Origin of the sequence: Glaciihabitans sp. GrIS 2.15 (assembly GCF_035984695.1) — a bacterium.
GTDB lineage: Bacteria > Actinomycetota > Actinomycetes > Actinomycetales > Microbacteriaceae > Lacisediminihabitans.
Genome location: NZ_JAXCHU010000009.1, coordinates 40,270 through 67,225 on the forward strand (window position 1 = coordinate 40,270; position 26,956 = coordinate 67,225).

The following is a 26,956-nucleotide window of genomic DNA, read 5'->3' on the forward strand; positions in this document are numbered from 1 at the left end:
TCGAGTCGGTCACTCGCCTGGGGCAATCGACTTGGTAGTTGTTGCGACTTTTCCGCCCGCAAAGTCGCAACAACTACCAAGTCGATTCAGGATGGCACCCGCCACGGCCGCGGGTGGTGCACGTGACCAGCATGGGTAACGAGCAGCGAAGGGTGATCAGCTGGCGAGGGCAGACAGCAGCAGGAAAAGCAGACCGACGAACGGTGGCACACCCTGGATCAGCGCCGAGCGGCGGGTGGTCTTCGACGAGAGCAGCAGCACGAGTGCAGCCAGCACCATGCTGCCGGCACCCACCAGCACGAGCGTGACCGCCACCGGCCGCGACACTGCGAGCAGGATGACCCCGAGCCCGGCCTCTACCGCGAGGAATAGGTTGTAGAACCCCTGGTTGAAGGCCATCGGCTTGATGATGTCGGCATCACGCTGGGTGCGGACGCCGAAAATCCTCCACGTGGTGGGCTGGGACCAGATCACGCTCTCGAGCGTGAAGATGTAGACGTGCAGCAGGGCGGCGAGCGCCACGAAGATCGCACTGAGAACGAGGAGCGGTTGGTTCATGGGCGCCAGTGTGGCAGAAACCTGATCAGCCGAACAGGATCGCGGCCTCGTCGTAGCGGGACTGTGGCACAGTGTTGAGCTTGCCGAGCGCATCCTCGAACGCGACGTGCGTAATGGATGTGCCGCTGAGCGAAACCATGCGACCCCAGCGTGCATGGATCACGGAGTCGACCGCCGCCATGCCGTACCGCGTCGCGAGCACGCGATCGTACGCGGTCGGGGTACCGCCGCGCTGGATGTGGCCGAGCGTCGTCGCGCGCGTCTCGATACCCACCCGCGCTTCGATCTCCGGAGAGATGAGCTCGCCGATGCCACCGAGTCGCGGGCGTCCGAACGCATCGAGCCCGCGCTCCGAGTGGGCGTCATCCATGGTGTCGAGGTGGAAGCCCTCGGCTACCACGACCAGCGGCGCCCGGCCGCGATCTACGACGGACTGCACCCAGGCCACGATCTGGTCCATCGAGGTCTTCTGCTCCGGGATCAGGATCGCGTGTGCGCCGGCCGCCATGCCAGAGTGCAGGGCGATCCAGCCGACGTGCCGACCCATCACCTCGGCGACCATGCATCGGCCGTGTGAGTCGCCGGTGGTGCGCAGGCGGTCCATGGCATCGGTCGCGATCTGCACGGCGGTGTCAAAGCCGAAGGTGTAGTCGGTGGCCGAGAGATCGTTGTCGACGGTCTTGGGCACGCCCACGATCTTGATGCCGGCATCCGTCAGGCGCTTGGCGGCCGCGAGAGTGCCCTCTCCGCCGATTGCGATGAGGGAGTCGACGCCGAGTCGCTCCATGTTGGCTCGCACCACCTCCGCTCCACCGTTTGCTTCAAAGGGGTTGGTGCGGGAGGTGCCGAGGATGGTGCCACCCTGCTTACCGATGCCCTGGATGTCTTTGCGCTCGAGCGGGATGATGTCGCCTTCGATGACACCGCGCCAGCCGTCCCGAAAGCCCACTAACTGCTGTTTGTAAATCTGTGTGCCCTTGAGGACGGCGCCGCGGATCACCGCGTTCAGCCCGGGGCAGTCTCCACCGCTGGTGAGGATTCCAATGCTCATGACACCATCCTTCCCTAGGTTGACCGCCTGCCGATCACACCAGTACCGACGGCGCTAGCTAGAGTCGGGGAAAGCGTAGGCCGCGGGGCTGCGCGCCCACAATCCAAGGAGCATCATGTCCGATCTCAACGGGGGTCCCATCCCCAATCCGTCCGACGGCCGGCCTCCGGTCACGCCTCCGGTCACGCCCCTGGTGTCGCCGGCTCCCGACGCGGGCACCACTGCTCCGGTGGCCCCGCCCGCGCGGCATGCCAACGCCACATCCGCCCCGGTCTATGCCCAGCCGGCCGCGGTGAACCCGGGCCGCACCCTCGGAATCGTCGGCTTTATCCTTGCATTCTTCGTGAGCCCTGCCGGGATCATCGTCAGCGCTATCGGGCTATTCAAGTCGAGGAAGTCCGGCAACAAGAACGGTCTCGCACTCGCTGGCCTCATCCTGTCGATCGTGTTCTTCATCATCTCGATCGTCATCATCGTCTCTATCGTCGGCGCGGCAGTGGCCCTGCTCAACCAGTGCGCGGCACTCGGTGGCGGAGTGCAGCAGATCAACGGAGTGCCTATCACCTGCCCGGCGCGTTAGCGTCACCACAAAGGGAGGCACCGCCACACAGCGGGGCCAGTGCCGTTTCTTGGCCTCATCCTCCGTTACGACGAGTGGATGTTCGGAGCACGCCGTGTCGGCGGCGCGCTCGTCGCACCCCACCAGTTCGACCCGCCGCGGCCCGCTCCCCTCAGCGACGGCGAGCGGGGTGAGCACGAGGAACAGCAGGATCGTGGGAACGGTTACAGCCGGAGCAGGGGATGCGCGGCAAGTGGTCTCGGGGGAGCTGGCGAAGTCCCGGGTCGATCGGTGCGACCACGCTCCAAGGACGAGCTCGCGCTAGAGCTTGCCCGGGGCGTCGAGCCCGCCCGTGCAGGGGGCTCCGGGCTCCGGAGCGTTCCCACTATTCCGGTATTTCTCAAAGAACTGTGAGATTCGGGGATCCGTCACCGATGACACTGTCACCTGGGCGTTCCAGGCGCTGAGCACGATCGGGGCCGGCAGCCCCGGGTAGGGCGAGAGCACGCTGTAGGTGGAGGGCATCCGCTCGCGGAGCTTGGAGACGGATTCGGCCGGCAGCGACGGATCGTAGGTGACCCAGACCGCACCGTGCTCGAGGTCGTGCACCGCGTTCTCATTGGGCACAGGCTCTGTGTAAATTCCGCAATTGAGCCAGATGGCGTTGTGCGGTCCGCCGGCCGGCGGGGTCTGGTCGTAGGTGACCGGTCCCTGCACGTGTCCGGCGGTGTTGCTGTAGGACGTGAGGCCTCTGATTTCCGCGTTGGCGGAGTTGCTTGAGCCTGCGGACGGTGCTGCGGCGGGCTTCGAGGTGAGCACGATCGACGTGACAACGAGCGCGATCACGGCGACAGCCGCCACGCTGGCGATCGTGATGGCGGCGCGACGTACTCGTGTGCGGTGCTTTTCGGCGGCGCGCATGGCCTCGATCTTGCTCTCGCGGCTGGCCTTCGGTGATGGCGAGCCGGGAGTGGGGGTAGCAGGGGTCACGGGGCTTCCTTCGATGGGGAACTCTCTATTTCACCACTTGGACCGGCGTGTTGGTCACCGTCACCAGCTGGTTCCCACCGAAACGGTCGGCGCATCCGCGGGCGGTAGTGGCACCGCTTGGTCGCTCTGTTTGCTCTTTTGTCGGAGGCGTCCCCGTAGTCTGAAAAGCATGGAACAGGCGCCGCTCAGCAGCAGTTACAGCCCGCCGCATCCGCTCGATCTCGCCCAGACGTTGCGACCGCTCAGTCGTGGTGCCGCCGATCCGACGATGCAGTGGGATGCTTCGGGCGTCTGGCGCACCCTGCCGACGCCACTCGGCGCCGCCACCCTGCACCTCGCTTCGCAGCGCGGCATAGTGACGGCGACGGCGTGGGGGGATGGCGCGGAGTGGGCGATTGCCGCGGTGCCGGAGCTGCTCGGCAGTGGCGACGATTGCGCCGACTTCGATGTGTCGCAGAACGCCTTCCTGCACGACTCTCAGCGGCGCAATCCCGGGCTGAGGCTGCTGCGTACCGGTCTCGTGCTCGAGATGATGGTCGCGGCGATCTTCGAGCAGAAGGTGACGGGCAAGGAGGCGCGGCGTGCCTGGGCGACTCTCGTGCGCGCCAACGGGGAGCCAGCGCCCGGCCCAGCGCCCAGCGGCATGCGGGTGTTCCCGTCCGCTCGGGCCTGGCGCCTGATCCCGTCCTGGGAGTGGCACGCGGCGGGGGTCGACCCGCACCGCTCTCGCACGGCGATTGCCGCGGCATCCGTCGCCGGTGGCCTGGAGCGCACTCTTCTACTCGGTCGGGGCGGCGCCGAGGTGGCGAAGAAATTGCGCAGCGTGCCTGGCGTCGGTATCTGGACAGCCGCCGAGACGACCCAGCGCGCCCATGGCGACGCGGATTCGGTAAGCGTCGGTGACTACCACCTGCCCGCGGTCGTCGGCTGGGCACTCATCGGCAGCCCGGTGGACGACGACGGGATGCTCGAACTGCTCGCCCCCTGGACCGGGCACCGGCAACGCGTGATGCGACTGATCGAGGCGAGCGGCTTCGCGAAACCACGGTTCGGGCCGCGGATGACGATCCAGGATCACCGACGCCATTAGCGTTGTCCCGTGCACCTCATCTTTCGAACCTTCCTCGTCTGGCTGCGCCGCAACGGCCCGCGCCTCGACCCCCATGAGGTCGGGCGCATGACCTTTCGCGTGCTCCCGACCGACCTTGACGTGCTAGGCCACATGAATAACGGTGTGTACCTGTCGATCATGGATCTCGGCCGCATGGACCTGCTGCAGCGCTCGGGCGTCTGGTCCCGGCTGCTCGGGGCCGGATTCTTCCCGGTGATGGCGGATGAGACGATCAGTTTTCGGCGTTCCCTCATGCCGTGGCAGCGCTTCACTCTCGAAACCCGCATTGTCGGTTACGACGCGAAAGCGGTCTACGTGGAGCAGCGCACGGTGGTCAAGGGGGAGATCTACGCGCGCGCGACAACGCGCGGCCGGTTCGTGAGGAAGACCGGCGGCACCGTCACCACGGCCGAGGTGGCCGAGGTGGCGGGTATCGATATCACCGGTCATCCGCTGCCCGACTGGATGGCTCGCTGGGCAATGGATGTCGCGTTGCCAGCGGCACGCGCCGCCGCTCCGAGCGAGTGGGACTAGGAAGCGCCTTGCTTTCGGGATCCTAGACTGCGTCGGGCTTCTAGACTGCGTCGGGATCCTCGACCGCGTCGGCCTCGGGATGGGCGCCGAGCGGGCCGCCACCGAAGTCGGCGGCCTGGGCGGCATCCGCGCTCTGGCGCAGCAACTCATCGGCCTTGGCCTTGGCCGCAGCAACCTCTGACTCGTCGCCTGCGGCGGCGCCGCCCTGGTTCGCAAACTGGTCGAACGTTGCCATGGCGAAGCTCCTTGATTCCGCAGCATTCTCAACACGCTGCTTCACAGCAGTTTAACCGGCTCGAAGGCGGGAGGCAAAGCGCGGGAGGCAGCGGCGGACGGCTACCCCTCGAGCACGGCCATCGCGGCGTTGTGACCGCCGAGGCCGCTCACGCCGCCGCCGCGCTGCGCGCCGGCCCCGCAGAGCAGGATGTTCTCGTGAGCGGTGGCGACACCCCAACGCCCGGCCGCAGTGCCAAGATCGGCCGAGTCCTCGGCGAATGGCCAGGACAGTGGGGCGTGGAAGATGTTGCCTCCCGGCAGCCCGAGTGCGGACTCGAGGTCGTAAGTGGTCTTCGTCTCGATGCACGGGCGGCCAGCGGCATCCGTCAGTAAGAGCGATTCGATCGGCTCGGCGAGCACGCTGTCGAGGGAGTCGATGACCGCCCGTTCGAGCGCGGCGCGCACGGCGTCATTGGTGGCTGCCGTGACCAGCTGATGCGGGGTATGGAGCCCGAAGACGGTGAGAGTGTGGGCGCCAGAGGCCGCCAGCTTGGGGGAGAGGATGCTCGGATCGGTGAGGGAGTGGCAGTAGATCTCCGCGGGTAGCGGGCTCGGGATGTTCCCGGCGCTTGCCGCCCGGAAGGCCCGCTCGAGCTGCGTGTAGCCCTCGTTGATATGAAAGGTGCCGCCGAAGGCCGCGGCCGGATCGAGCGACGCGTCGCGCAGCCGGGGTAGCCGCCGAAGGAGGAGGTTGACCTTCACCTGGGCGCCCTCGGCGGGCTCACTCACCTCGCCGAGCAAGCCGGAAAGCACCTGCGGGGCGACATTGGAGAGCACGGTGCCGGCATTCAGGATGAACTCGTCGTCGTCGAGCCGATAGCGCACCTCGCCGTCGGGAGCGATCGATATGACCTCGGCTCCGGTGACGAGGGAGGCCCCGGCCGTGCGGGCAGCGTTCGCGAGCGAGCTGGTGACCGCGCCCATGCCGCCGACCGGAACATCCCAGTCCCCGGTGCCGCCGCCGATCACGTGGTACAGGAAGCAGCGGTTGGCCGCGAGCGTCGGGTCGTCGGCCGGGGCGAAGGTGCCGATCAGGGCATCGGTCAGCACGACTCCGCGCACGAGGTCGTTGGTGAAGCAGCGCTCGATCACCTCGCCGATCGGGCGATCGATGAAGTCGGACCAGTCCGCGGCATCCACCAGGCGCTTCAGTTCCGATCGCCGCAGCAGCGGTTCGGTGACGGTTGGGAAGACGGCGCGGGCGAGAGCGGCGGTGCGACCGTAGAACGACTGCCAAGCGTCGAAGTCGGCGCCGAGAGTATCGAACGAGCGGCGGGTGGCCGCGGCATCCCCGTTGTCAACGAGAAGGCCGCGATCGGTGCCGGGCAGCGGGGTGTATGAGCTGTAGCGACGACGCTCGAGACGGATGTCGAGGCCGAGGTCGCGCATAATGGCGGCCGGTAGCAGGCTGACCAGGTAGGAGTATCGAGAGAGCCGCGCCTCGACGCCCTCGAAGGCCTGCGCCGAGACGGCGGCACCTCCGAGGTGGTCCAGTCGCTCGAGTACCGTGACGGATCGCCCGGACTGCGCGAGGTAGGCCGCCGCGACGAGACCGTTGTGGCCGCCTCCGACGATCACGACATCCTGTCGCGTCATCGGCGCTCCGCCGGGTGCGCATTCACCAAGCACCACTCGTTCATCCTGTCGTCGGACAGTACCGATTCCCCAGCCATGAACCAGAGTCTACGAGTCGTTCCGGCCCGAGGTCGATGACCGCTCTGCTCTGACAAAATAGCCGCCGGTGGCGAGCGCAAGTAGTCTCGATACATGCTTTCGACTGCTGCCGATACGCCCGCGAGCCCTGATGCTCTCGCCGCCGAGGCCGTCGCCACCGTGCATCGCTGGCTTGCCGAGAGTGCGGAAGTCGCACCAGACCGTTCGGAACAACGATTGGCCGGCGTGCTCAAAGACCCTCGCGGTCTCGACTTCACGATCGGATTCGTCGACCGCGTGGTTCGGCCGGAAGATTTGCGCGTCGCCGGCCGCAACCTCGAGAAACTCTCCCGGGAAATTCCGGCTTTTCTGCCCGGGTATATGCGGGTCGCGATCCAGCTCGGCGGGGGATTCGCCCCGATCATCCCCTGGCCGATCGTGCCGATCGCCCGGCGGGTGCTGCGCGGCATGGTGAGCCACCTCGTGCTCGATGCGAGTCCCCGACAGCTCGACCACAGCCTGCGGACGCTGCGCCGGTCGGGCATCCGTCTCAATCTCAACCTGCTCGGCGAAGCAGTGCTCGGCGACGAGGAAGCCGATCGGCGGCTCACCGGAACCCGTGAGCTGCTGCAGCGAGACGACGTGGACTACGTCTCGATCAAGGTCTCCTCCGTGTCGAGCCAGCTGTCGATGTGGTCGTTCGACGAGACGGTGAAGCGAGTCGTCCGTCGGCTCACTCCCCTCTACGAGTTCGCCGCGGCATCCCGAACCACCAAGTTCATCAACCTGGACATGGAGGAGTTTCGCGACCTCGACCTCACGATCGAGGTGTTCCGCAGCATCCTCGAGCAACCGAAGTTGAAGAACCTCGAAGCCGGCATCGTGTTGCAGGCCTACCTTCCAGACGCACTTCGGGCCATGCAGGGACTCACCACTTGGGCGACCCAGCGTCGTGCCAAGGGCGGTGCGGGTATCAAGGTACGCGTCGTGAAGGGCGCGAATCTCGCGATGGAGCGGGTGGATGCTACGGTGCACGGATGGCCGCTCGCGACCTGGGGCTTGAAGCGCGACACCGACGCCAACTACAAACGCATCCTGGACTGGTCGTTGCAGCCGGCCCGCACCGACGCCGTGCGGATCGGGGTGGCCGGACACAATCTCTTCGACATTGCCTGGGCCTGGCTTCTTGCGAAGCAGCGTCGGGTGGACACGCGGGTGGAATTCGAGATGCTGCTCGGCATGGCCAGCGGGCAGGCGGATGCCGTGAGGCGCGATGTCGGCGGTCTCCTGCTGTACACCCCGGTCGTGCATCCGGGGGAGTTCGACGCCGCGATCTCGTATCTTGTCCGTCGACTCGAGGAGAACGCGTCGAGCGAGAACTTCATGTCCGGCGTCTTCGATCTCGCGAGCGACCCCGCCATCTTTGATCGGGAGGCCGGGCGCTTCCTCGCCTCACTCGAGGGGCTGACCGACGCCGTTCCGGCATCACACCGTGTGCAAGACCGTCGCCTGCCGGAGCCGATCGCTGCGGTCGACACTGCGCCGCGCGCCTTCGCCAACGAACCCGACACCGATCCCTCAATCGCGGCCAACCGTGAGTGGGGCCGCCAGATTCTCTCCCGAGTCGCAACGTCGACTCTCGGGGCCGCCGCCGTCGCTGCGGCCCGGATCACCGGACTCCCCGCCCTCGAGGCCGTGATCACGGCGACCGCCCGGGCCGGGGAGAGCTGGGGGCAGCGCCGATCGGATACCCGCGCCACCGTGCTGCACAGTGCGGGGGAGGCGCTCGCCGCTGCCCGTGCCGACCTGATCGAGGTGATGGCGAGCGAGACCGGCAAGACTCTGCTCGAGGGGGATGTAGAGGTGAGTGAGGCCGTCGACTTCGCCCACTACTACGCGGAACGTGCTCGCGAGCTCGACCGGATCGCGGATGCCGAGTTCACACCCTCCCGCCTGATCGTGGTTACCCCGCCGTGGAACTTTCCGGTCGCGATCCCGGCCGGATCCGTGCTTGCCGCGCTCGCATCGGGTGCCGGCGTGATCATCAAGCCGGCTCCGCAGGCGCGCCGCAGTGCCGCGGTGATGGTCGAAGCCCTCTGGGCCGGCGGGGTGCCGCGCGACGTGCTCGTATTCGTGGATCTCGACGAGGGCGACCTCGGTCGCGAGCTGGTGGCGCATCCGTCGGTCGATCGCGTGATCCTCACTGGCGCCTGGGAGACGGCGAAGCTATTCCGTTCCTGGCGCCCCGACCTCCCGCTGCTGGCCGAGACGAGCGGCAAGAACGCGATTATCGTGACCCCGAGCGCCGACCTCGACCTCGCCGTGGCGGATGTCGTGAAAAGTGCGTTCGGCCACGCGGGCCAGAAGTGCTCGGCGGCATCCCTCGTCATCCTGGTCGGGTCGGTCGCGAAGTCTGAGCGGTTCCGGAGGCAGCTCATCGACTCGGTGAGCACTTTGCGGGTGGGCTATCCGCAGGAGGCGACGACCGTGATGGGGCCGATCATCGAGCCGGCACAGGGCAAGCTCCGCTCGGCGCTCACCACCCTCGCGGAAGGTGAATCCTGGCTGGTCATGCCGCGCTCACTCGACGAGAGTGAGCGGCTATGGTCGCCCGGCGTCCGCGACGGCGTCGCTGCGGGGTCGGAATTCCATCTCACAGAATACTTCGGTCCGGTGCTCGGCATCATGCAGGCCGACACGCTCGAACAGGCGATCGCGCTGCAGAATGCTCCGGCCTACGGTCTCACCGCGGGCATCCATTCGCTCGATGCCAGCGAGATCGCACTGTGGGTCGAGACCGTGCAGGCGGGCAACCTCTACGTGAACCGCGGCATCACCGGTGCCGTCGTGCGTCGGCAGCCTTTCGGTGGCTGGAAGCGGTCGGCGGTCGGGGCCGGCGCGAAGGCCGGCGGACCGAACTATCTGCTCGGGCTCGGCGACTGGCGGCCGGTGTTCGCCGAGCCCGGGCGCACGGCGGTGCTCAAGGGTCTCAGCGAGAAGGTCTCGCGCGTGATCGAAGCGGCGCAGCATGGCATGGAGTTTCTCGAGTTCGATCGCGTGCGCGCGGCGGCCAAGAGCGACCAGCAGGCCTGGGTTGACGAATACGGCACGGTCAAGGATGTCTCGGGCCTCGGCATCGAGCGCAATGTGTTTCGCTACCGGCCGGTTGCGGTGACGGTGCGCCTGGCCGAAGGGGCATCCCCCGCCCAGCTCGTTCGCACGATCGCGGCGGCCACGCGCGCCGGTGCCTCCCTTTCGATCAGCTCTGCGGTGCCGGTGGCGGCGGGACTCATCCGCCTTTTCGGCTCGGCGGTGCCGCCGCTCGTTATCGAGTCCGTTGTCGTGGAGACGGATGTGCGCTGGCACGCGCGCCTGCAGTCTGGCGAGATCCGGCCCGGCCGCATCCGACTGCTGGGCGGCGACCGGCTCACACTCGCGACGGTACTCGGCGGTGATCCGGATGTGGCGATCTTCGCTGGCCCCGTGACTACCTCTGGCCGGATCGAGATGCTTCCGTTCTTGCACGAACAGGCCATCAGTATCACCGCCCATCGCTTCGGCAATCCCGACCCGTCTACCTTCGTCGCGCTCTGACCGCCGGGCGGCGGGCCCGCGTCGTCGCGTCGTCGCGTCTGCGCGCCGTCGCGTCCCGCGTCGTCGCGGCCAGTGCGTGCCTTGCGTCGTCGCGTCCCGTGCATGCGGGCAGCTTGCGCGGTGGGAGTGACACTCGCGCCCACGAGAGACACCCGCGCGCTCGTCCTCCCTCTGCGCGCCCACGAGTGACACGCGCGCCGGAATGTTTGGGTGCACGTGTCACGCGTGGGCGCGGAGGTTGTGCTGCACCTGGCGCACGCGGGCGCGGAGGTTGTGGCGCGCGGCCTCGGCTACGCGAGGTCGGGGTGGTGTATCGCCGCGACATCCGGATGCGCGCGCAGCCGACTCTTGAGCGCGTTCTCGCCGTAGGTGCGGAAAATCGGATTCTGCGGGTCGGCGGTGATTCCGCGCGACTCGGCGGCGAGCTCCGGAGGCAGCGTGAGGGTCGGGATCGTGGCATCCAGCGCGGGGGCGAAGAAGAACGGCACCGAGATGCGATCCGTGCCGATGAGGGGCGAGATCACCCGGTGCACGGTAGCGGTGAGATAGCCGTCGGTCGCGACCTCGAGCAACTCGCCGATGTTGACGACGAACGCCCCGGGCAGCGGAGGGGCGTCGATCCAGCCGTCTCCGTGCTGCACCTGAAGGCCGCCCTTGCCCGGTTCAACGAAGAGCAGGGTGAGCACCCCGGAGTCCTTGTGTGCGCCGACGCCCTGTTGCGGAGTGGGATCAGACTTGCCGGGGTAGCGCACGATCTTGGTGAGGGTCGATGGATTCGTAGCGAAGCTCGAATCGAAAACGTTCTCCTTGGCGCCGAGGGACACGGCCCAGGCCCTCAGAAGAGTGAGCGCCACCCGGGAGAGAGCGTCATTCCACTGTGTGACGACCTCCCGCAGTTCGGGCAACGCCGAAGGCCATTGGTTGGGGCCGTCCAGACGCCAGTAGTCTGCGACACCCGGCCCGCGAGGCACCGTCGGACGCTCCACTCCGATGTCGATCTGCTCACGCCAATCGACCGTGCCCTTGGTGAGTTCGCCGCCGACCCGGGTGTACCCCCGAAAGTGCGGACTCTTCAGGTTCTCGATCTCGAGCTTGGCGGCATCCGGCAGCTCGAAGAACTGGCGGGCGATGCGGATGACGGCATCCTGCAGCGCCTCGGAGACGCCATGCCCGGTCAGGTAGAAGAAGCCGAATTCGTGGGTGGCAGCCCGCAGCTCGCGCTGAAACGCCGCAGCTTCGTGCTCGCCGCGATCCAGTCGGGAGAGGTCGAGCACCGGAAGTGTGAGTGGCATGATCTCATTCTCGATCGGTTTTCGGAGACGCGCGCCCGTGTTACGTCCCGTGAAGCCCCCCGAACTGGCGGTCTGTCCCCCATTGTGCGGACACCTCCGGTCCCCACATAATCAATGCCGGGGGACGTGTTTCCAGCATCCCCTCTGCGACCGGGTAACCCGAGCACGGCTGCAGTGACTCGGCCGGATGCGTACCCGAATCGCGCATCCGGCCGGCTGGTCCCGAGGGTCGACAGGCACGCCAAACCGCTTACCCGCAGCTCGTGCATTTCGCTGCGACCGGACTGCGGAGCCTGCTCGAAGAGGCCGCTACAGGTGACTGGTTACCGGTGGTGACTACGCTCAAAGGTGCGACAGCGTTAGACATCAGGAGTTACCGTGGCCGATCTTCCCATCACCCGCCGCCCGATCTTGATCGGCGATCTTGTCGTCACGGTCGACCCCGCGTCATCCATTCCCCACTTTGAGCAGCTGCGCGTGCAGGTGCTCGACGCCGTGGCAGCCGGATCGATCGCCGCCGGTGCCAAGCTTCCTACCGTGCGCGGTCTGGCGGATTCCCTCGGTATCGCGCCGAACACCGTCGCCCGCAGCTATCGCGAGCTCGAACGGGATGCCGTGATTGAAACGCGCGGTCGTGCCGGAACCTTCGTCGCTTCGTCGGGCGATGCCACCCGCCGCCAGGCGCAGGATGCCGCGGCGGCGTTCGCCGCCCGCATCCGCCAGTTGCGTCTCGACCCCGCCGTCGCACTCGAGCTGGTGCGGGCCGCGCTGCGCTGAGGCTGCCCGCTTTGTGTGCGTTCTCAGGCGCGCGCTCGTGATTGGCGAGAAGACCACGCGTGACGACTACCCCTGAAGACCACGCGTGACGACCACCCGTGACGACTACCCCTGAAGACCACGCGTGACGACCACCCGTGACGACCACGTGTGACGACCACCCGCGACGACCAGGCGCGAACGTTGTGCGGAGGGCACATCGCAGCCGGGTGGATCAGCCGGGTGGATCAGCCGGGTGGATCAGCCGGGTGGATCAGATCGACGGGACCGCCCCTGGTCGACACGGTAGTTCGCCCTGTTCTCGAAACTCGCCCGCTCGGAGCGCAGGAACGCGACCACCGCAGCGACGCCTGCGGTTCACCTCTCAACGCTCGGCCAGTTACCCGGCGGAAACGAGCGTTGAGCGGCGGACCGGGATAGCATCCGCGACTGGGTTCTGCGCAACGCGCGCTCCGCGCGGCCGTCGCCCACTCTTCAGAGATGATGGATGCCGAGACCCAAGAGTTTCGGCGAGACTCGGCGTCCTACCCTTCGCGAGTGCGGTGGATGAGCTTCGACAGCACAATAGCGCTGCGGGTGTGGTCAACGTTGGGGGCGACCCGCACGCGTTCGAGCGCGAGTTCGAGCGAGGGGATGTCGCGGGACCGCATGTGCACGATGGCATCCGCGCTGCCGGTGACAGTGCCGGCATCCACGACCTCTGGAACGCCGGCGAGGATGCGCCGCAACTCCTCCGGCGCAACAGTCCCGCGGCAGAAGAGTTCGACATAGGCCTCGGTACCGAGTCCGTCGACGGCTGGGTCGACCTGGATGGTGAATCCGCGGATCACTTTGTCGGCGACCAGTCGGTCCACGCGGCGTTTCACCGCGGACGCGGAGAGCCCGATCACCTCTCCGATATCGCCGTATCCGGCGCGGGCATTCTGGCGGAGAAGGTCGATGATGCCATAGTCGAGACTGTCCATGGTCTTACCCTACGGCGTATTGTTGTGCCGTCTCCTCCATCTTCGGCGATTTTGTGCGCCCTACGCTGGCAAAGATTGGATGCGTGCGTGTGAGACTGGAACGACCCCACACCCCGATCTCCGAAGGAGCCCTCGTGTCGGCCACCATGCCTGCAACGAATGTTGCCACTGTCCGCATCCCGTCCAAACGCACCATCCTTATGTGCCGTCCAGAATTCTTCACGGTGGTGTACCGGATCAACCCCTGGATGGATCCACAACTCCCCACCGACACTGCCCTCGCCGTACGCCAGTGGGAGACGCTGTATCAGACCTATGTCGATCTCGGGTTTGACGTGCACCTCATCGACCCGATCGACGGACTGCCCGACATGGTCTACGCCGCGAACGGTGGATTCGTGCTCGACAACATCGCCTATGGCGCGAGCTTCACCTATCCCGAGCGTCAGCCCGAGGGCCCGGCCTACATGGACTGGTTCCGCGAGAACGGCTTCGACGTGACAGTGCCGGAGAATATCAACGAGGGCGAGGGCGACTTCCTGCTGGTGGGCGACGTGATTCTCGCCGGCACCGGATTCCGCAGTGCGTCCAACAGCCACCAGGAGCTCGCCGAGTTGTACGGCCGCGAGGTCGTCACCCTCGAGCTCGTGAACCCGAGTTTCTACCACCTCGACACGGCGATCGCGGTACTCGACCCCCAGCCGGGCTATGTCTCCGCCGACGGTTCCGGGCCCAACATCGCCTACCTGCCGAGCGCCTTCAACGAGGCCGGTCTCGCCGTGCTGCGCGAGCGTTTTCCTGACGCGATCCTGGTGAACGAGGAGGACGCTGCCGTGCTCGGCCTCAACTCCTTCGGTGACGGCTACAACATGGTCATCGCCTCCCGCGCCACCGACTTTGAGCGCCAGCTGCGCGAGCGCGGCTATAACCCCATCGGCGTCGACCTCTCCGAACTGCTTCTCGGCGGCGGCGGCGTCAAGTGCTGCACCCTCGAACTGCGTCGATGAGTTCGACCCCGGCGCAGTTCATCGCGGCCGAGGATGCGCATATCGCGCACACCTACCATCCGTTGCCGGTCGTCGTCGCGACCGCGGAGGGCGCCTGGGTCACGGATGTCGAGGGCCGGCGCTACCTCGATTGCCTCGCGGCCTACTCCGCGGTCAACTTCGGCCACGGGCATCCGGCGCTCATCGCGGCCGCCACGGCGCAGCTCGACCGGGTGACGCTCACCAGCCGGGCGTTCCACAATGACCGGTTGGGGCCGTTCGTCGCCGCGCTTGCCGCGCTCGCCAAGAAGGATCTCGTCATTCCGATGAACACGGGAGCGGAGGCGGTGGAGTCGGGGCTCAAAGCGGCCCGCGCCTGGGGTTACCGGGTGAAGGGTGTCGCGCCCGATCGAGCGAACATCATCGTGGCCGACGGCAACTTCCACGGCCGCACCATCACGATCATCAGCTTCTCGGATGACGCGACAGCCACCACCGACTTCGGCCCGTTCACGCCCGGCTTCCGTTCGGTGCCGTACGGGGATGCCGCGGCTCTCGAATCCGCCATCGACGGCAATACTGTGGCCGTGCTCCTCGAGCCGATCCAGGGTGAGGCGGGAATCCTCATCCCGCCAGTCGATTACCTGCCGGCGGTGCGCGACATCACCACACGCCACAACGTGCTGTTCATCGCCGACGAGATCCAGTCGGGACTCGGACGCACGGGTGCCACCTTCCAGTGCGACAACGTCGGCGTCGTGCCCGACCTCTACCTTCTCGGCAAGGCCCTCGGCGGCGGTATCGTGCCGGTCTCGGCAGTGGTCGGCAATGCGGACATCCTCGGCGTGCTCGGAGCGGGCGAACACGGCTCAACCTTCGGCGGAAATCCGCTCGCCGCCGCCGCGGTCGGTTCGGCGGTCGTCGGCCTCCTCGAGACCGGGGAGTACCAGGAGCGAGCTCGCGTGATGGGTGCTCGCCTCACCGCAGGGCTCGAACGACTCGTCGGATTCGGTGTGCTTGCGGTGCGATCAGCGGGACTGTGGGCCGGTATCGACATCGACCCCTCCCTCGCGACCGGGCGCCGGGTGTGCGAGTTGCTGATGTCGCGAGGTGTGCTGGCGAAGGACACCCACGGGTCGACCATTCGTCTTGCTCCACCGATCGTGATCACCGCGGAGGATGTCGACTTCGCTGTGGACCAGCTCGAGGCAGTGCTGCTCGAACTCCGCGGCTGACCTTCAGCCCACAGAGTGGTCCGGCGACCGCGCAGCGCGCGAGGTCACCGGACGATGCGGATGCCCGGGCTGACGCCGAGTCATATGCGTTCTGGATGACGGAACCCCAGTACGGTCCGAACATCGTGTTCGGCACGTTGTTGTAGCCGAAGCTGTTGATCGAGTTCTGCGATCCAGCCGACCCCGTGCCGATGAACCAGGGACCGCCGGCCGCTCCGCCGGAGACGAGGGCGACGCTCAGAGCAAGCGCGCCGACGACCGCGCAGGCAAATTTCCTTGATGTCATGATTCGACTCCATTCTTTGTGAGATTGGGTTCTTCGACAGATCGGACCGCTGCTCGTTCTGCGGCCGTACGCTCCCAGTGTCGGGGTCAGCCTCCGGCCGCAACCCGCTTCTGTGGTTGTCAAGAGCAATGCTGTGCATTCCACAAATCTGGGATCGAGCTCGCTAACAGTCTTATGTTCGCGAGCGACCCTAGGCTTGATCCGTGCACCCACTGGACTCGGACGATCCTCTCTCCGCCTACCGCGATCGATTCGTCGAGTCCCCCGGCGTGGTGGCCTACCTCGACGGCAACTCGCTCGGGCGGCCGCTTACCGCATCCGCTGACCGTATCGCGCGGTTCGCGACCGACGAGTGGGCGTCACAGCTCATCAGAGGCTGGGATGCCGGCTGGCTTGACCTGCCCCTCACCATCGGTGATGAGCTCGGACAGGTCGCGCTCGGCGCCGCGGCCGGGCAGGCCACCATCGGCGACTCCACCACAGTGCTGGTCTACAAGCTGGTACGCGCTGCTGTGAGCGCGGCGGGAGACCGGCACGAGCTCGTGATCGACCGCGACAACTTCCCCACTGACCGCTACGTGCTCGAGGGCATCGCGGCGGAGTGCGGGCTCACGCTCCGCTGGATCGGGGCGGGGGATGTTTCCCCGGGCCAGGTCGCGGAGATCGTGGGCCCGAAGACAGCGCTCGTGGTGCTGTCGACGGTCTCCTATCGCTCGGGATTCCTCGCCGATGTGCCAGCGATCACGAAGGTCGTGCACGACGCGGGCGCTCTTATCCTCTGGGATCTCTGCCACTCGGCGGGGGTCGTGCCGACCGCGCTAGACGACTGGGATGTCGACCTTGCGGTTGGCTGCAGCTACAAATACCTGAACGGTGGGCCGGGCGCGCCCGCCTTCGCCTATGTGCGCCGTGACCTTCAGTCGACCCTGCGGCAACCGATCCAGGGCTGGCTCGGATCGCGCGCGCCCTTCGAGATGGGGCAGGGCTACGAGCCAGCCGAGGGTATCCGCGGCTTCCTCAGTGGCACGCCGCCCATTATCGGCATGCTGGCCCTTCAGCCGGCGATCGCCCTGATCGATGAGGTGGGACTTCCGGCCATCCGGGCCAAGTCGGTCGCGCTCACCGAGTACGCGATCGCGCTCGCCGACGACAGACTGCCGCACGTCTCTCTCTCGTCGCCGCGGAATGCCGACCGCCGCGGCAGCCACATCACCCTCGACCATCCGCGCTTCGAATCACTCCTGCCCGGGCTGTGGGAGACCGGCGTGATCCCGGACTTCCGACGCCCGACCGGAATCCGACTCGGGCTGTCTCCCCTGTCAACGAGTTTCGCCGAAGTCGAGCTCGGCGTGAACTCGATCGCGGAGGCACTGGCGCGGTGACCGCTCTCGTGCTGGTGTCATGAACTCGGCTCCGAGCATCCGGCTCCGCGCCTCCGGCTGTGCTCCGAGCGGTGCGGTCGCGGGAGTGCGTATGGCGCGTGTGGCACCAACACGCACCGCTACGAGTATCGTCGTCACTCTAGGCCGATCGGCCAGGGGGGCCACCTGATGAACTACTTTCCCGCGTCGACCGCAACTCCCTTGCGGGGCGGGCCGACTCTCCGCTGGGGAGTGCTCGCGCCCGGTCGGATAGCCGCCGATTTCGTTCAGACACTCCACGCAAACTCCGACCAGCGGATGCACGCGGTCGGATCGCGTTCCCTCGATCGTTCCACGGCTTTCGCCGCGCGCTTCGGCATCGAGCGCGCCTACGACAGTTATGAGCGACTGGTGGCAGATCCCGGCGTCGATATCGTCTACGTCGCCGCCCCCCACAGCGAGCATCGGGTCCTTGCGCTCCTCGCGATCGCCGCCGGCAAGCACGTGCTCATCGAGAAGCCGATCGCCCTCACCGCTTCCGAGGCCCGGGAGATCGCGGATGCGGCGCGGGCCGCCGGCGTCTTCGCCATGGAGGCAATGTGGGCGCGTTTCCTGCCCCAAACAACGGTGATCACCGCTCTACTCGCTGACGGCATGCTGGGAGACATCGGCCTCGTTGCCGCCGACTACGGTTCGATCTTCGACTTCGATGCCACCAGTCGCGCCTTCGACCCGGCACTGGGCGGAGGGGCGTTGCTCGATCTCGGCGTCTACCCGATCTGGTTCGCGCACTGTGTGCTGGGCAGACCGAGCCGGATCGTCGCGAGTGGCTCGATAACATCGACCGGGGTGGATGGCCAGGCCGCTCTCCTGTTCAGCACGGCGAGCGGCGCCGAGGCCCAGCTGAGCACGAGCATGATCGTGTCAACGCCGGTGAGGGCCACCGTGAGCGGCTCTCTCGCCAGCCTCGACATCGACGCACCCTTTGTGGCACCGGGAGGTTTCACGGTGTACCGGGATGGCACGGACGAGCCGCTGCGCTGGGATGACCCCACCGAGCTGCGCTGGCGTGACGGCCTGGTCTGGCAGGCAACCGCGGTGGCGCAGCATGTCGCCGACGGGCTGACCGAGTCCCCGCTGCATCCGCTCGACACCTCGGTCGCAGTGCTCGAGACCATTGACGAGGCACGGCGGCAGCTGGGGTTGCCCGCGTAGGTTCGCGAACCGGCGGGTTTGCGCGCCGGCGGGGTGGGGTGTATCGATAGTGAGATGACATCCAAAGAACCAGAGCTGCGGGACAGAGGGTTCTTCGGGCAACCGCGCGCCCTCGCGACCCTCTTCGGAGTTGAGACCTGGGAGCGGTTCTCCTTCTACGGGATGCAGGGAATCCTGCTCATCTACCTGTACTACTCGGCGACGAAGGGTGGTCTCGGACTCAGCCAGACGCTCGCGGCCGGAATCGTCGGCGCGTACGGCGGAGGGGTATACCTGGCGACCGTGCTCGGAGCATGGATCGCCGACCGGATTCTCTCCAGCGAACGGACGCTCTTCATCAGCGCCGCTGTGGTGATGACCGGCCACATCGCGCTCGCCCTGATTCCCGGACTCGTGGGCGTTGGTGTCGGTCTCATCCTCATCGCGGTGGGCAGCGGCGGCCTCAAAGCGACGGCGACCTCCATCGTCGGCACGCTGTACTCCACCGATGACACCCGGCGGGATGCCGGCTTCTCGCTGTATTACCTCGGCGTCAACCTTGGTGCATTTTTCGGGCCGCTCCTGACGGGGCTACTGCAGTCCACGATCGGCTTCCACTTTGGGTTCGGCCTCGCCGCGATCGGCATGGCGGCAGGACTCATCCAATATTCGTCGGGTCGCAAGCGGCTTCCGGATGCGGCTCGCGAAATTCCGAATCCACTGCCAAGGCGGATGTTTCCCCTCGTCGGGGGGATCGCGGTCGCCGGAGTCATCGTCGTCGTGCTGCTCGTGGTCTTCGAGGTGATCACGGCCGCAAATCTCGCGATCATCGTGATCGGGGTGACCGCGCTCGCCGCTGTGGCCTACTTCGTCGTCATCCTGACCAGCCGCTCCATCACGAGCGATGAGCGCAGCCGGGTGGTGGCCTTCATCCCACTATTTATCGCCAGTGCCGCGTTCTGGTCGATCTACCAGCAGCAGTTCACCGTGGTCACGATCTACTCCGACCAGCGTCTCGACCGCAACATTCTCGGCTGGGAGTTCCCGGTCTCCTGGGTCCAGTCGATCAACCCGATTTTCATCATCGTTTTGTCCGGGGTATTCGCGGCCCTGTGGACGCGCCTCGGTCGACGGCAACCGACCACCCCGGTGAAGTTCGGGCTGGGTACGCTTGGCGTTGGCGCCGGTTTCCTCCTCTTCCTGCCCTTCGTGGCCACGGGACGAAATGGCACGCCAGTGCTCGCCCTTGTGCTCATCCTGCTGGTGTTCACCATTGCCGAGTTGTTGCTCTCACCGATCGGCTTGTCCGTTTCGACGAAACTGGCCCCGGCACGCTTCCGCACACAGATGGTCGCGCTGTTTTTCCTCTCCGTGGCGATTGGCTCTGCGGTTTCCGGCCAGCTCGCGGCGCTGTATGACCCGCGGAATGAGGCTCCGTATTTCAGCGTTCTCGGCGGCACTGCGATCGTGATCGGCGTGATCCTCGTGCTCGTTGCAAAACCGGTGCTCGCCCTGATGCGTGGGGTGCGCTGAAGCCCGCGGCACTCCGGTGAGGGTGTCGCGAGCGTGAGCGGAGGTACTGGTCAGCCCGCGATCGGCGACTTACGCGGGCCGGCTTTCGGCGGAGCGGCCTTCGGCGGGGTCTTCGGCGTGACGGACGGCCTGGTTGTGGCCTTGGCGGGCGGCCGCGGGGCGGTCGCGGCGGGGAGGCTCAGTGCCCGGGGTGCGAGGCGTTCGAGTTGGGTGACGTGGGCGGGTGTCAGTTCGGCGAGGGAGGTGACTCCGAGCAGGCGCATGGTGCGGGTGATCTGCTCGCCGAGGATCTCGATCATGCGGTCGACTCCCTCGCGCCCACCGGACATGAGTCCGTAGAGGTACGCGCGTCCCACGAGGGTGAAGTCTGCGCCGAGGGCGATCGCGGCGACGATGTCGGCGCCCGACATGATGCCAGTGTCGAGGTGCACCTCGAGGTCTGTGCCGACTTCGCGGGCGACATCCGGAAGCAGGTGGAACGGGATGGGTGCGCGGTCGAGTTGGCGGCCGCCGTGATTGGAGAGGATGATCCCGTCGACTCCCATCATCGCCAGCCGCCGGGCGTCGTCGAGGCTCTGCACTCCCTTCACCATGACCTTGCCCGGCCACTGGTCCGTGATCCAGGCGAGGTCCTCGAAGGTGACGGTCGGATCGAACATCGTGTCGAGGAGCTCACCGACCGTGCCCGACCAGCGGTCGAGGGAGGCGAAGGCGAGCGGCTCGGTGGTGAGGAAGTTGATCCACCATTCCGGTCGCGGCAGGGCGTTGATGACGGTGCCGAGAGTGAGCTGCGGCGGGATGGAGAATCCGTTGCGTTTGTCGCGCAGCCTTGCGCCGGCTACTGGCACATCCACGGTCACCAGAAGGGTATCGAATCCGGCCTTCGCGGCCCGGTCGACAAGCGCCATCGAGCGGTCGCGATCTTTCCACATGTACAACTGGAACCAGTTGCGCCCGGTCGGGTTCGCGGCCTTCACGTCCTCGATGGCGGTCGTGCCCATGGTGGACAGCGAGAAGGGGATACCGGCCGCCCCGGCCGCCCCGGCCCCGGCGATCTCCCCCTCCGACTGCATCATGCGGGTGAAGCCGGTCGGGGCGATGCCGAACGGCAGTGCGGTCGGGCCGCCGAGCACCGTCGAAGAAGTGTCGACCACCGAGACGTCCCGCAGGATCGCTGGATTGAACTGGATGTCCTCGAAGGCCTGGCGCGCACGGGCCAGCGAGATCTCTGCCTCGGCGGCTCCCTCGGTGTAGTCGAAGGCGGCCTTCGGGGTGCGCTTTTGTGCGATCGCTCGAAGGTCGTGGATCGTCAGCGCCTTTTCGAGCCGACGCTTCTTCGCGTTGAACTCCGGGGTGGCGAAGTGCATGAGGGGCGCGAGATCGCGTACCCGGGGGAAGTGGCGCTGCAGTTTCATGATGATGTCCTTGTGTCGACGACGATATTCAGGGGGGAGAGGCCGCTCTGCAGCCGGGAGATCTGGAGGCGCACGAGTGGATCGATGCGAGAGGCCATGCTCGCGACCTGGCCGCCGAGGTGCGGGGTGATGATCACGCCGGGCAGGGTCCAGAGCGGATGATCGGGTGGGAGCGGTTCGGGCTCCACGACATCCAGGGCGACGCGGATCGCTCCGCTCGCGACGCTCGCCGTGAGTGCCGCCGTGTCGACGATCGCGCCGCGGGACACGTTCACGAGCAGGGCGCCGGCTTTCATCTGGCCGAGGAACGCCGCGTCGACCACGCCGGCGGTCTCGGGAGTGAGGGGGATGCCAAGCACGACGATGTCCGCCTTGCCGAGCAGGGTCGGCAGGTCCCTGAGGGAATGGATGACCCCGCGCCGGTCTTCGCGGGCGGTACGCGCCACCCGGCTGAGGGCGACGCCGAAAGGCTCGAGTCGCGCGGCGATCGCGTCACCGACTCCCCCTACCCCGACGATGAGCACCGAGCGCCCGAGAAGGCCGGGGTACCAGTCGCGCTGCCAGCCGCCGGAGGGCTGCGCGCGGGCAATGACGTCGAGACCGCGTTGGCTCTCGAGAATCAGGGCGACGGCGAGTTCCGCGGTCGGTCCCTCATGAACACCGACCGCATTGCAGTAGGCGAGCCCGGCGGGGAGCAGCTGTTCCACGGCGTCGAACCCGAGCGTCTGGCTCTGGATCACCGAGACCGGGGAGTGCGCGAAGGCGGGGAGTGTGGCGGCGGAGACCGAGTACGGCAGCACGACCAGGTCGACGGGATGGTCGAGGGGCGGGTCATCCGTCGTCCACACCTCGAGTACGACGTCGTGCCCGATAGCAGAGAGGCGGTCGAGCATTGCGGCGTCGGGCACCGCGACGGTGATGGTCATGCGGGTGATGGTCATGCGGGTGATGGTCATACCGGCGGCTCGCTGTCGTATTTCTGCAGGAGCCGGTCGCGGGCGCCCTCGATGTGTGCGCGAGTGAGACGAGCGGCGAGGGGAGCGTCTGCGGCCGCCACGGCGTCGAGGATGCCCTGGTGCTGGTGCGCGACATCCGCCGGACGGAGGAGTTGGTGCGACTGCACCTGGCCAATGCAGAGCTCGATTTCTCCCATCAGCAGGCCGTGCATCCTCGCGAGGCGCTGGCTGTGCTGGGCAAGCACGAGTTGGCGGTGGAAGTCGAGATCGGTGCGCGCGAGGGCGGCACGATCATTGGTGCGCACGTGCTCGAGTAGCTCGCGATGCACGGCGAGAGCGGCGACCGGGACCACGGCGTCGGTCGCGAGGTTCCGCAGTGCGGCCTCTTCGAGAATCACGCGATTGGAGTAGAGATCCTGGATGTCGTCGCGACTGAGCTCCGGAACCTGCGCGGCGTGATGCGCGCGTCGCGACAGCAGCCCCTCACTCACCAGCCGTTCGAGAGCGGCCTTCGCGGTGGGTCGAGCCACGCCGTAGCGCCCGGCCACGGCCGACTCGGTGAGAAGCGCTCCCGGACGATCGACCATGGTGACGATGCTCTCGCGCAGGGCGTCGTAGACAGCCTCGGGGAGAGAGGTTGTCTTGAGCGCGGTGTCCCGGGTCGACCGGGCTGATGGCGACAACATTGTTAGACAAGTATACGAGGCAATGGACCGGTGCCGCCAGGTCACTTTCTGCGGTAGTCCGATGGGGATGATCGCGGCGTCTAACCCCTGTGCTCTGCAGGACTATCGGCCCGGCGGATGCGAGCGCGCGGCCTGTCACACAGCCCAGGAGTCCTGCACTGTAGGACAGACCGCGCGCTCCTCTATTCCGGGTGGCACTCGTTACGAGATCAGCGGAGTTGGCTGGTCACGAAGGAGCCATCGGCAGCCGTGACGGGGCGGGAGTTGCTCACGTAGCGGCCTCGCACCTGCTCGCCGGCGGCAACGCGTGACGTTGTCACGTAGGTTCCGACGACCGGCACAAACGCGGCGTTCGTTGTGACATAGGTTCCGACCGTCTGCGGGGCGAGTGGCTGAATGGCCACATCGTTCTCGCTTGGCAGGGCGAAGATGCTGGAGATGTCGATTTCATGGGTCATGGTCATGATGTATTCCTTTGGTTAGGCATTGGTTGCGCGCTAATTGGTTGCGCGGTGGATGGGTGGACGGCGGGCCCGATCCGTCGACGATAAAGACGACCGGCGGGCCGAGAAACGCAGCTGCTCGGCGCATTGGACGCTGGCTGCTGAGGATGGAGCGCTATTGCTCCGGACTTACTGGTCTGCTGAGCCTTCGAGTACGAGCTGCTTCTGGCAGGGTTCGCAGAGTCCGGTGAATGTGACCTCGGCCGCGTACACCGTGAAGCCCGAGGTGTCAGACGGAGTCAGGCACGGGGCTGCGCCGATCACGCAATCGACGTCTTTCAGGTCTCCGCAGCGAACGCAGAGGATGTGATGGTGATTGTCACCGACTCGGCACTCGAACAGCGCCGGTGAACTCGCCGGATCGATGCGACGCACAAGGCCCGCAAATGTGAACGCGGCCAGAACTCCGTACACGGCTTGAACCGAGGTTCCCGGCAACTCATTCCGCACACCGGCGAAGACTTCTTCGGCGCTGGAGTGTGGGGCATGCTGCAGCATTCCGAGAACCGCGAGCCGCGGAGCGGTCACCTTGAGCCCGGCGGCCCGCACAGAGTCGGCCAAGCCGGCCGATTCGAGGGGATCTAACTGCGTCATAACGACAACAATACCTGTTGTTTTGAATAAGTCAAATCTAGACCGAGGCTTTTTCTGAACGCCCCCCAGATGTCGCTCGACGACCGCCGGCGGTTAGGACGCGGTCACGTGCAGGCGACCACGAAGGAATGGAAGCCACGGAGCAGAGTAGGTGACAGCGGAGGGCCCGGTTCCGTCGAGGGCGATCTCGGCTTCACCGAATCGCCACAGCCGGTTGAACAGGAAGACCCCCACCATCGTTGTGCCCCTAGTGGCGACCATCCACGTGCCGGTGCCCCACTGAGCCGGATTGCCTCTCCCGTCGAACACGACAGTCGGCTTTGGCGTCCAGCCAAACCAGGGCTTTCGCAGCGTCAGCTCAAAGCGGCGGGAATCCGAGCCGGCGTGACCGGCGGTTTTCGACGCGAGCAGCTCATCCATGTCGCCAGCCCTTCATATCGTCAGCATAGGCGGCGCGAAGTGCAGGCTCGCGCGGTGGGGTTAGACAAAGAGCTGACGCTGGCGCCCGAGGCCATCGATCTCGATCTCACACACGTCACCCGCGCGAAGGTAGGGGAACCGGCCAGAAAGAGCGACTCCCTCCGGGGTTCCGGTGAGCACAAGATCTCCCGGTTCGAGGGTGAGAAACTGACTGAGGTGCCAGATGATGTAGTCGACGTCGAAGATCAGGTCGGCCGTGGAGGAATCCTGGCGCGGTTCGCCATTCACCCAGCTGCGCAGCCGAAGCGCGCGGTAGTCGACCTCGTCGGGAGTAACGAGCCAGGGGCCTGTCGGGTTGAATCCCGGAGCGGACTTGCCCTTCGACCACTGACCGCCCGACAGCTCCAGCTGGAATTCGCGCTCGGAGAGATCATTTGCCACGACAAAGCCCGCGATGTGATCGATGCTGTCTGCGGGCGAGTCAAGGTAGGACGCACGCTTCGAGATCACAACCCCGAGCTCGACCTCCCAATCTGTCTTGGTGCTCGCGCGCGGGATCGCGACATCGTCATCCGGGCCGACCACGGTGTTCGGCGTCTTCAGGAACATGATCGGGATTGTGGGCGGAAGCGACCCGCTCTCTGCAGCATGGGCGGCGTAGTTCATGCCGATGCAGATGACGGCGCTCGGGCGCACGATGGGCGACCCGATACGCTCTCCGCCGGTCGTGGTCACCGGCAGACTGCCCGCCGCGAGGGCCTCGCGCACGCGGCCGACACCATCCGACTCAAGGAACTGCCCGGTGATATCGGCGGTGATGCTGCTGATGTCATAACTGGAGTGGCCTACAAGCACGACCGGTCGCTCTTGGCCGACCGCTCCGATCCGGACGAATTTCATAGACAACCTTCTTCGAGAGTCAACACTGGCAGGGCGAACATCCGAACTCTATGTGGTCATTGGCAATCGGACCGGGTGATCACGGGATGCGCGGGTCGAAGCGGCGGGGCGAGAACGACGTTGCAACAAGTACGCGCATTGCCTCGAGTGACCCGCTGGCGAGACCCTGCGCTCGCGCCTGAACCAGCACGTTTCCGATGGCGGTCGCCTCCACCGGTCCGGCAAGCACCGGGAGGCCGCTGCGGTCGGCAGTCAGCTGGCAGAGCAACCCATTCTGGGAACCGCCCCCGACGATGTGGATGACCGAGACCGGTTTGCCGGAAAGTGCGCTGGCTGTTGCCACGGCCTCCGTGAAGGCGACTGCAAGACTCTCGATGATCGCGCGAACGAATTGGGCCGGAGTGCGTGGGGCCGGAAGCCCGCGCTCTGAGTACCAGCCCGCGATCCGACCCGGCATGTCGCCGGGAGCGAGGAACCTCGGGTCTTCGGCATCGAACGGCCCGGCATCGAACGGCCCGGCGGAGAACGGCCCGGCGGAGATGACGGTGGCCGCGGCGATCAGCGCGGGCAGATCAATCGCCTGGCCCTCGTGCTCCCAGGTGCGCACTGACTCGCTGAGCAGCCAGAGGCCCATCACGTTGTGCAGGAAACGCACGCGCCCATCCACTCCGCCCTCGTTGGTGAAGTTGGCGAGCCTGCTCGCATCCGTGAGCACCGGACTCTCCAGCTCGACCCCCACCAGCCCCCAGGTTCCGCAGGAAATGTAGGCGAAGTCATCGCGAGTCGAGGGGACGGCGACGACGGCGGATGCGGTGTCGTGCGATCCCACCGTGAGCACCTGCACCCCACCAAATCTCGTTGCGGATCCCAAGAGTGTTCCCGGCTCGATGAGATCAGGGAGGATGCTCCGCGGCAGGGAGAGTCGCTGGATCAGCGCGTCATCCCACCTGCGTGTGGTGACGCTGAGTAGGCCGGTCGTCGACGCGTTAGTCAGCTCGGCACCCTTCACACCGGTGAGCCAGAAGCCGAGCAGGTCCGGGATGAGCAGGATCCCATCTGCCTCGTCCAGAGTGCCGGCCAGACGGTCAGCGGTGAGTTGGAAGAGAGTGTTAAACGGGAGGTGCTGCAGGCCGTTGGCTCGGTAGAGCTCTGCAGCACCCACGAGTTCGTGCACCGCTGCAACGGCCGGCACGGTGCGCTCGTCGCGGTAGTGGAACGGCTCGGCGAGCATCCGATCGCCGGAAAGGAGGGCGTAATCCACAGCCCAGGAGTCGATGCCGATACTCTGCACGTTCGTCTCTTCGCGGATCGCTGCGTCGAGCCCCGAGAGCACGTGGCGATAGAGCTCGGTGAGATTCCAGCGAAGCCCATCGGCGGTCGCCACCGGGCCGTTGGGAAAGCGCGCAACCGGCCGCAGGCTCAGCTCGTTGTGCCCGACATATCCGAGCATCACCCGACCGCTGGTCGCGCCGAGGTCGACTGCGGCGACAGCCTCGGTCACCGATCGACCTCCGTGCAATTTCGAAC

At 66.5% G+C, this 26,956-nt stretch carries 26 protein-coding genes; 10 read left to right on the forward strand and 16 right to left on the reverse strand.

Features of this window, described 5'->3' with window-relative positions:
* Positions 1-156: 156 nt before the first annotated feature.
* Both RCH11_RS13455 and RCH11_RS13460 read right to left on the reverse strand, forming a co-directional pair.
* Entirely contained in the window at positions 157-558 is a 402-nt protein-coding gene (locus tag RCH11_RS13455; RefSeq protein WP_327057531.1) for a DUF1304 domain-containing protein, read from the reverse strand.
* A 25-nt stretch (positions 559-583) separates the two neighbouring features.
* Entirely contained in the window at positions 584-1,609 is a 1,026-nt protein-coding gene (locus RCH11_RS13460) for an ATP-dependent 6-phosphofructokinase (protein WP_327057532.1), read from the reverse strand.
* A gap of 115 nt (positions 1,610-1,724) precedes the next feature.
* Between RCH11_RS13460 and RCH11_RS13465 the strand changes: the two genes are divergently transcribed.
* On the forward strand, positions 1,725-2,189 hold the full coding sequence (locus RCH11_RS13465; protein WP_327057533.1) for a hypothetical protein: 465 nt from the start codon (positions 1,725-1,727) through the stop codon (positions 2,187-2,189).
* 300 nt (positions 2,190-2,489) lie between these two features.
* Here the strand turns inward: RCH11_RS13465 and RCH11_RS13470 are convergent, their stop codons facing one another.
* On the reverse strand, positions 2,490-3,158 hold the full coding sequence (locus tag RCH11_RS13470) for a DUF3105 domain-containing protein (protein WP_327057534.1): 669 nt from the start codon (positions 3,156-3,158) through the stop codon (positions 2,490-2,492).
* A 169-nt stretch (positions 3,159-3,327) separates the two neighbouring features.
* Between RCH11_RS13470 and RCH11_RS13475 the strand changes: the two genes are divergently transcribed.
* Together RCH11_RS13475 and RCH11_RS13480 are read left to right on the forward strand one after the other, a co-directional pair.
* Entirely contained in the window at positions 3,328-4,248 is a 921-nt protein-coding gene (locus RCH11_RS13475) for a DNA-3-methyladenine glycosylase family protein (RefSeq protein ID WP_327057535.1), read from the forward strand.
* Between the two features lie 9 nt (positions 4,249-4,257).
* Complete coding sequence (locus RCH11_RS13480) at positions 4,258-4,803, forward strand: thioesterase family protein (RefSeq protein WP_327057536.1); 546 nt, start codon at positions 4,258-4,260, stop codon at positions 4,801-4,803.
* Positions 4,804-4,843: 40 nt separating this feature from the next.
* Here the strand turns inward: RCH11_RS13480 and RCH11_RS13485 are convergent, their stop codons facing one another.
* Together RCH11_RS13485 and RCH11_RS13490 are read right to left on the reverse strand one after the other, a co-directional pair.
* Positions 4,844-5,038, reverse strand: a complete 195-nt coding sequence (locus tag RCH11_RS13485) for a hypothetical protein (RefSeq protein WP_327057537.1) — start codon at positions 5,036-5,038, stop codon at positions 4,844-4,846.
* 101 nt (positions 5,039-5,139) lie between these two features.
* Positions 5,140-6,675: a phytoene desaturase family protein gene (locus tag RCH11_RS13490; protein WP_327057538.1), complete on the reverse strand. Its 1,536-nt coding sequence runs from the start codon at positions 6,673-6,675 to the stop codon at positions 5,140-5,142.
* A 171-nt stretch (positions 6,676-6,846) separates the two neighbouring features.
* On the opposite strand from RCH11_RS13490, the gene RCH11_RS13495 reads away from it, so the two are divergent.
* Positions 6,847-10,326, forward strand: a complete 3,480-nt coding sequence (locus RCH11_RS13495) for a bifunctional proline dehydrogenase/L-glutamate gamma-semialdehyde dehydrogenase (RefSeq protein WP_327057539.1) — start codon at positions 6,847-6,849, stop codon at positions 10,324-10,326.
* Positions 10,327-10,616: 290 nt separating this feature from the next.
* On the opposite strand, the gene RCH11_RS13500 is transcribed toward RCH11_RS13495, so the two are convergent.
* Positions 10,617-11,621: an isopenicillin N synthase family dioxygenase gene (locus RCH11_RS13500; protein ID WP_327057616.1), complete on the reverse strand. Its 1,005-nt coding sequence runs from the start codon at positions 11,619-11,621 to the stop codon at positions 10,617-10,619.
* Between the two features lie 375 nt (positions 11,622-11,996).
* Between RCH11_RS13500 and RCH11_RS13505 the strand changes: the two genes are divergently transcribed.
* A complete protein-coding gene (locus RCH11_RS13505; protein ID WP_327057540.1) occupies positions 11,997-12,395 on the forward strand; it encodes a GntR family transcriptional regulator in 399 nt (132 codons plus the stop codon).
* 524 nt (positions 12,396-12,919) lie between these two features.
* Here the strand turns inward: RCH11_RS13505 and RCH11_RS13510 are convergent.
* Positions 12,920-13,360 carry an Lrp/AsnC family transcriptional regulator gene (locus RCH11_RS13510; protein WP_327057541.1) on the reverse strand — a complete coding sequence of 147 codons (441 nt, stop codon included), beginning with the start codon at positions 13,358-13,360 and terminating at the stop codon, positions 12,920-12,922.
* Positions 13,361-13,506: 146 nt separating this feature from the next.
* On the opposite strand from RCH11_RS13510, the gene ddaH reads away from it, so the two are divergent.
* On the forward strand, positions 13,507-14,367 hold the full coding sequence (ddaH, locus tag RCH11_RS13515) for a dimethylargininase (protein WP_327057617.1): 861 nt from the start codon (positions 13,507-13,509) through the stop codon (positions 14,365-14,367).
* Complete coding sequence (gene rocD / locus RCH11_RS13520; protein WP_327057542.1) at positions 14,364-15,581, forward strand: ornithine--oxo-acid transaminase; 1,218 nt, start codon at positions 14,364-14,366, stop codon at positions 15,579-15,581. The genes ddaH and rocD overlap by 4 nt, the downstream gene beginning before the upstream one ends.
* On the opposite strand, the gene RCH11_RS13525 is transcribed toward rocD, so the two are convergent.
* Complete coding sequence (locus RCH11_RS13525) at positions 15,514-15,867, reverse strand: hypothetical protein (protein WP_327057543.1); 354 nt, start codon at positions 15,865-15,867, stop codon at positions 15,514-15,516. The two genes, rocD and RCH11_RS13525, sit on opposite strands and share 68 nt — an antisense overlap.
* A 203-nt stretch (positions 15,868-16,070) precedes the next feature.
* Here RCH11_RS13525 and RCH11_RS13530 point away from each other — a divergent pair, with 203 nt between their 5' ends.
* The 3 genes from RCH11_RS13530 to RCH11_RS13540 all read left to right on the forward strand — a co-directional run bounded on the left by RCH11_RS13530 (position 16,071) and on the right by RCH11_RS13540 (position 19,955).
* Positions 16,071-17,249 carry a kynureninase gene (locus RCH11_RS13530; protein WP_327057544.1) on the forward strand — a complete coding sequence of 393 codons (1,179 nt, stop codon included), beginning with the start codon at positions 16,071-16,073 and terminating at the stop codon, positions 17,247-17,249.
* A 168-nt stretch (positions 17,250-17,417) separates the two neighbouring features.
* Positions 17,418-18,443, forward strand: coding sequence for a Gfo/Idh/MocA family protein (locus tag RCH11_RS13535; protein WP_327057545.1), 1,026 nt, complete (start codon positions 17,418-17,420; stop codon positions 18,441-18,443).
* Positions 18,444-18,497: 54 nt separating this feature from the next.
* Complete coding sequence (locus RCH11_RS13540; protein ID WP_327057546.1) at positions 18,498-19,955, forward strand: peptide MFS transporter; 1,458 nt, start codon at positions 18,498-18,500, stop codon at positions 19,953-19,955.
* A gap of 50 nt (positions 19,956-20,005) precedes the next feature.
* On the opposite strand, the gene RCH11_RS13545 is transcribed toward RCH11_RS13540, so the two are convergent.
* From RCH11_RS13545 to RCH11_RS13580, 8 genes are all read right to left on the reverse strand, one after another.
* The gene (locus RCH11_RS13545) at positions 20,006-21,370 is read right to left on the reverse strand and encodes an alpha-hydroxy acid oxidase (RefSeq protein ID WP_327057547.1); all 1,365 of its coding nucleotides are present in this window, start codon (positions 21,368-21,370) and stop codon (positions 20,006-20,008) included.
* Complete coding sequence (locus RCH11_RS13550) at positions 21,367-22,311, reverse strand: NAD(P)-dependent oxidoreductase (RefSeq protein ID WP_327057548.1); 945 nt, start codon at positions 22,309-22,311, stop codon at positions 21,367-21,369. Before RCH11_RS13550 ends, RCH11_RS13545 begins: the two co-directional genes overlap by 4 nt.
* Positions 22,312-22,322: 11 nt before the next feature.
* Complete coding sequence (locus tag RCH11_RS13555; protein ID WP_327057549.1) at positions 22,323-23,012, reverse strand: GntR family transcriptional regulator; 690 nt, start codon at positions 23,010-23,012, stop codon at positions 22,323-22,325.
* Between the two features lie 209 nt (positions 23,013-23,221).
* On the reverse strand, positions 23,222-23,476 hold the full coding sequence (locus RCH11_RS13560) for a hypothetical protein (protein WP_327057550.1): 255 nt from the start codon (positions 23,474-23,476) through the stop codon (positions 23,222-23,224).
* Positions 23,477-23,644: 168 nt separating this feature from the next.
* Positions 23,645-24,109, reverse strand: a complete 465-nt coding sequence (locus RCH11_RS13565; protein WP_327057551.1) for a Fur family transcriptional regulator — start codon at positions 24,107-24,109, stop codon at positions 23,645-23,647.
* Between the two features lie 93 nt (positions 24,110-24,202).
* Entirely contained in the window at positions 24,203-24,529 is a 327-nt protein-coding gene (locus RCH11_RS13570) for a hypothetical protein (protein ID WP_327057552.1), read from the reverse strand.
* 60 nt (positions 24,530-24,589) lie between these two features.
* Positions 24,590-25,429, reverse strand: a complete 840-nt coding sequence (locus RCH11_RS13575) for a fumarylacetoacetate hydrolase family protein (protein WP_327057553.1) — start codon at positions 25,427-25,429, stop codon at positions 24,590-24,592.
* 79 nt (positions 25,430-25,508) lie between these two features.
* Positions 25,509-26,930 (reverse strand): rhamnulokinase, encoded by a 1,422-nt coding sequence (locus tag RCH11_RS13580; RefSeq protein ID WP_327057554.1) that lies wholly within the window; start codon positions 26,928-26,930, stop codon positions 25,509-25,511.
* Between the last annotated feature and the right edge of the window lie 26 nt (positions 26,931-26,956).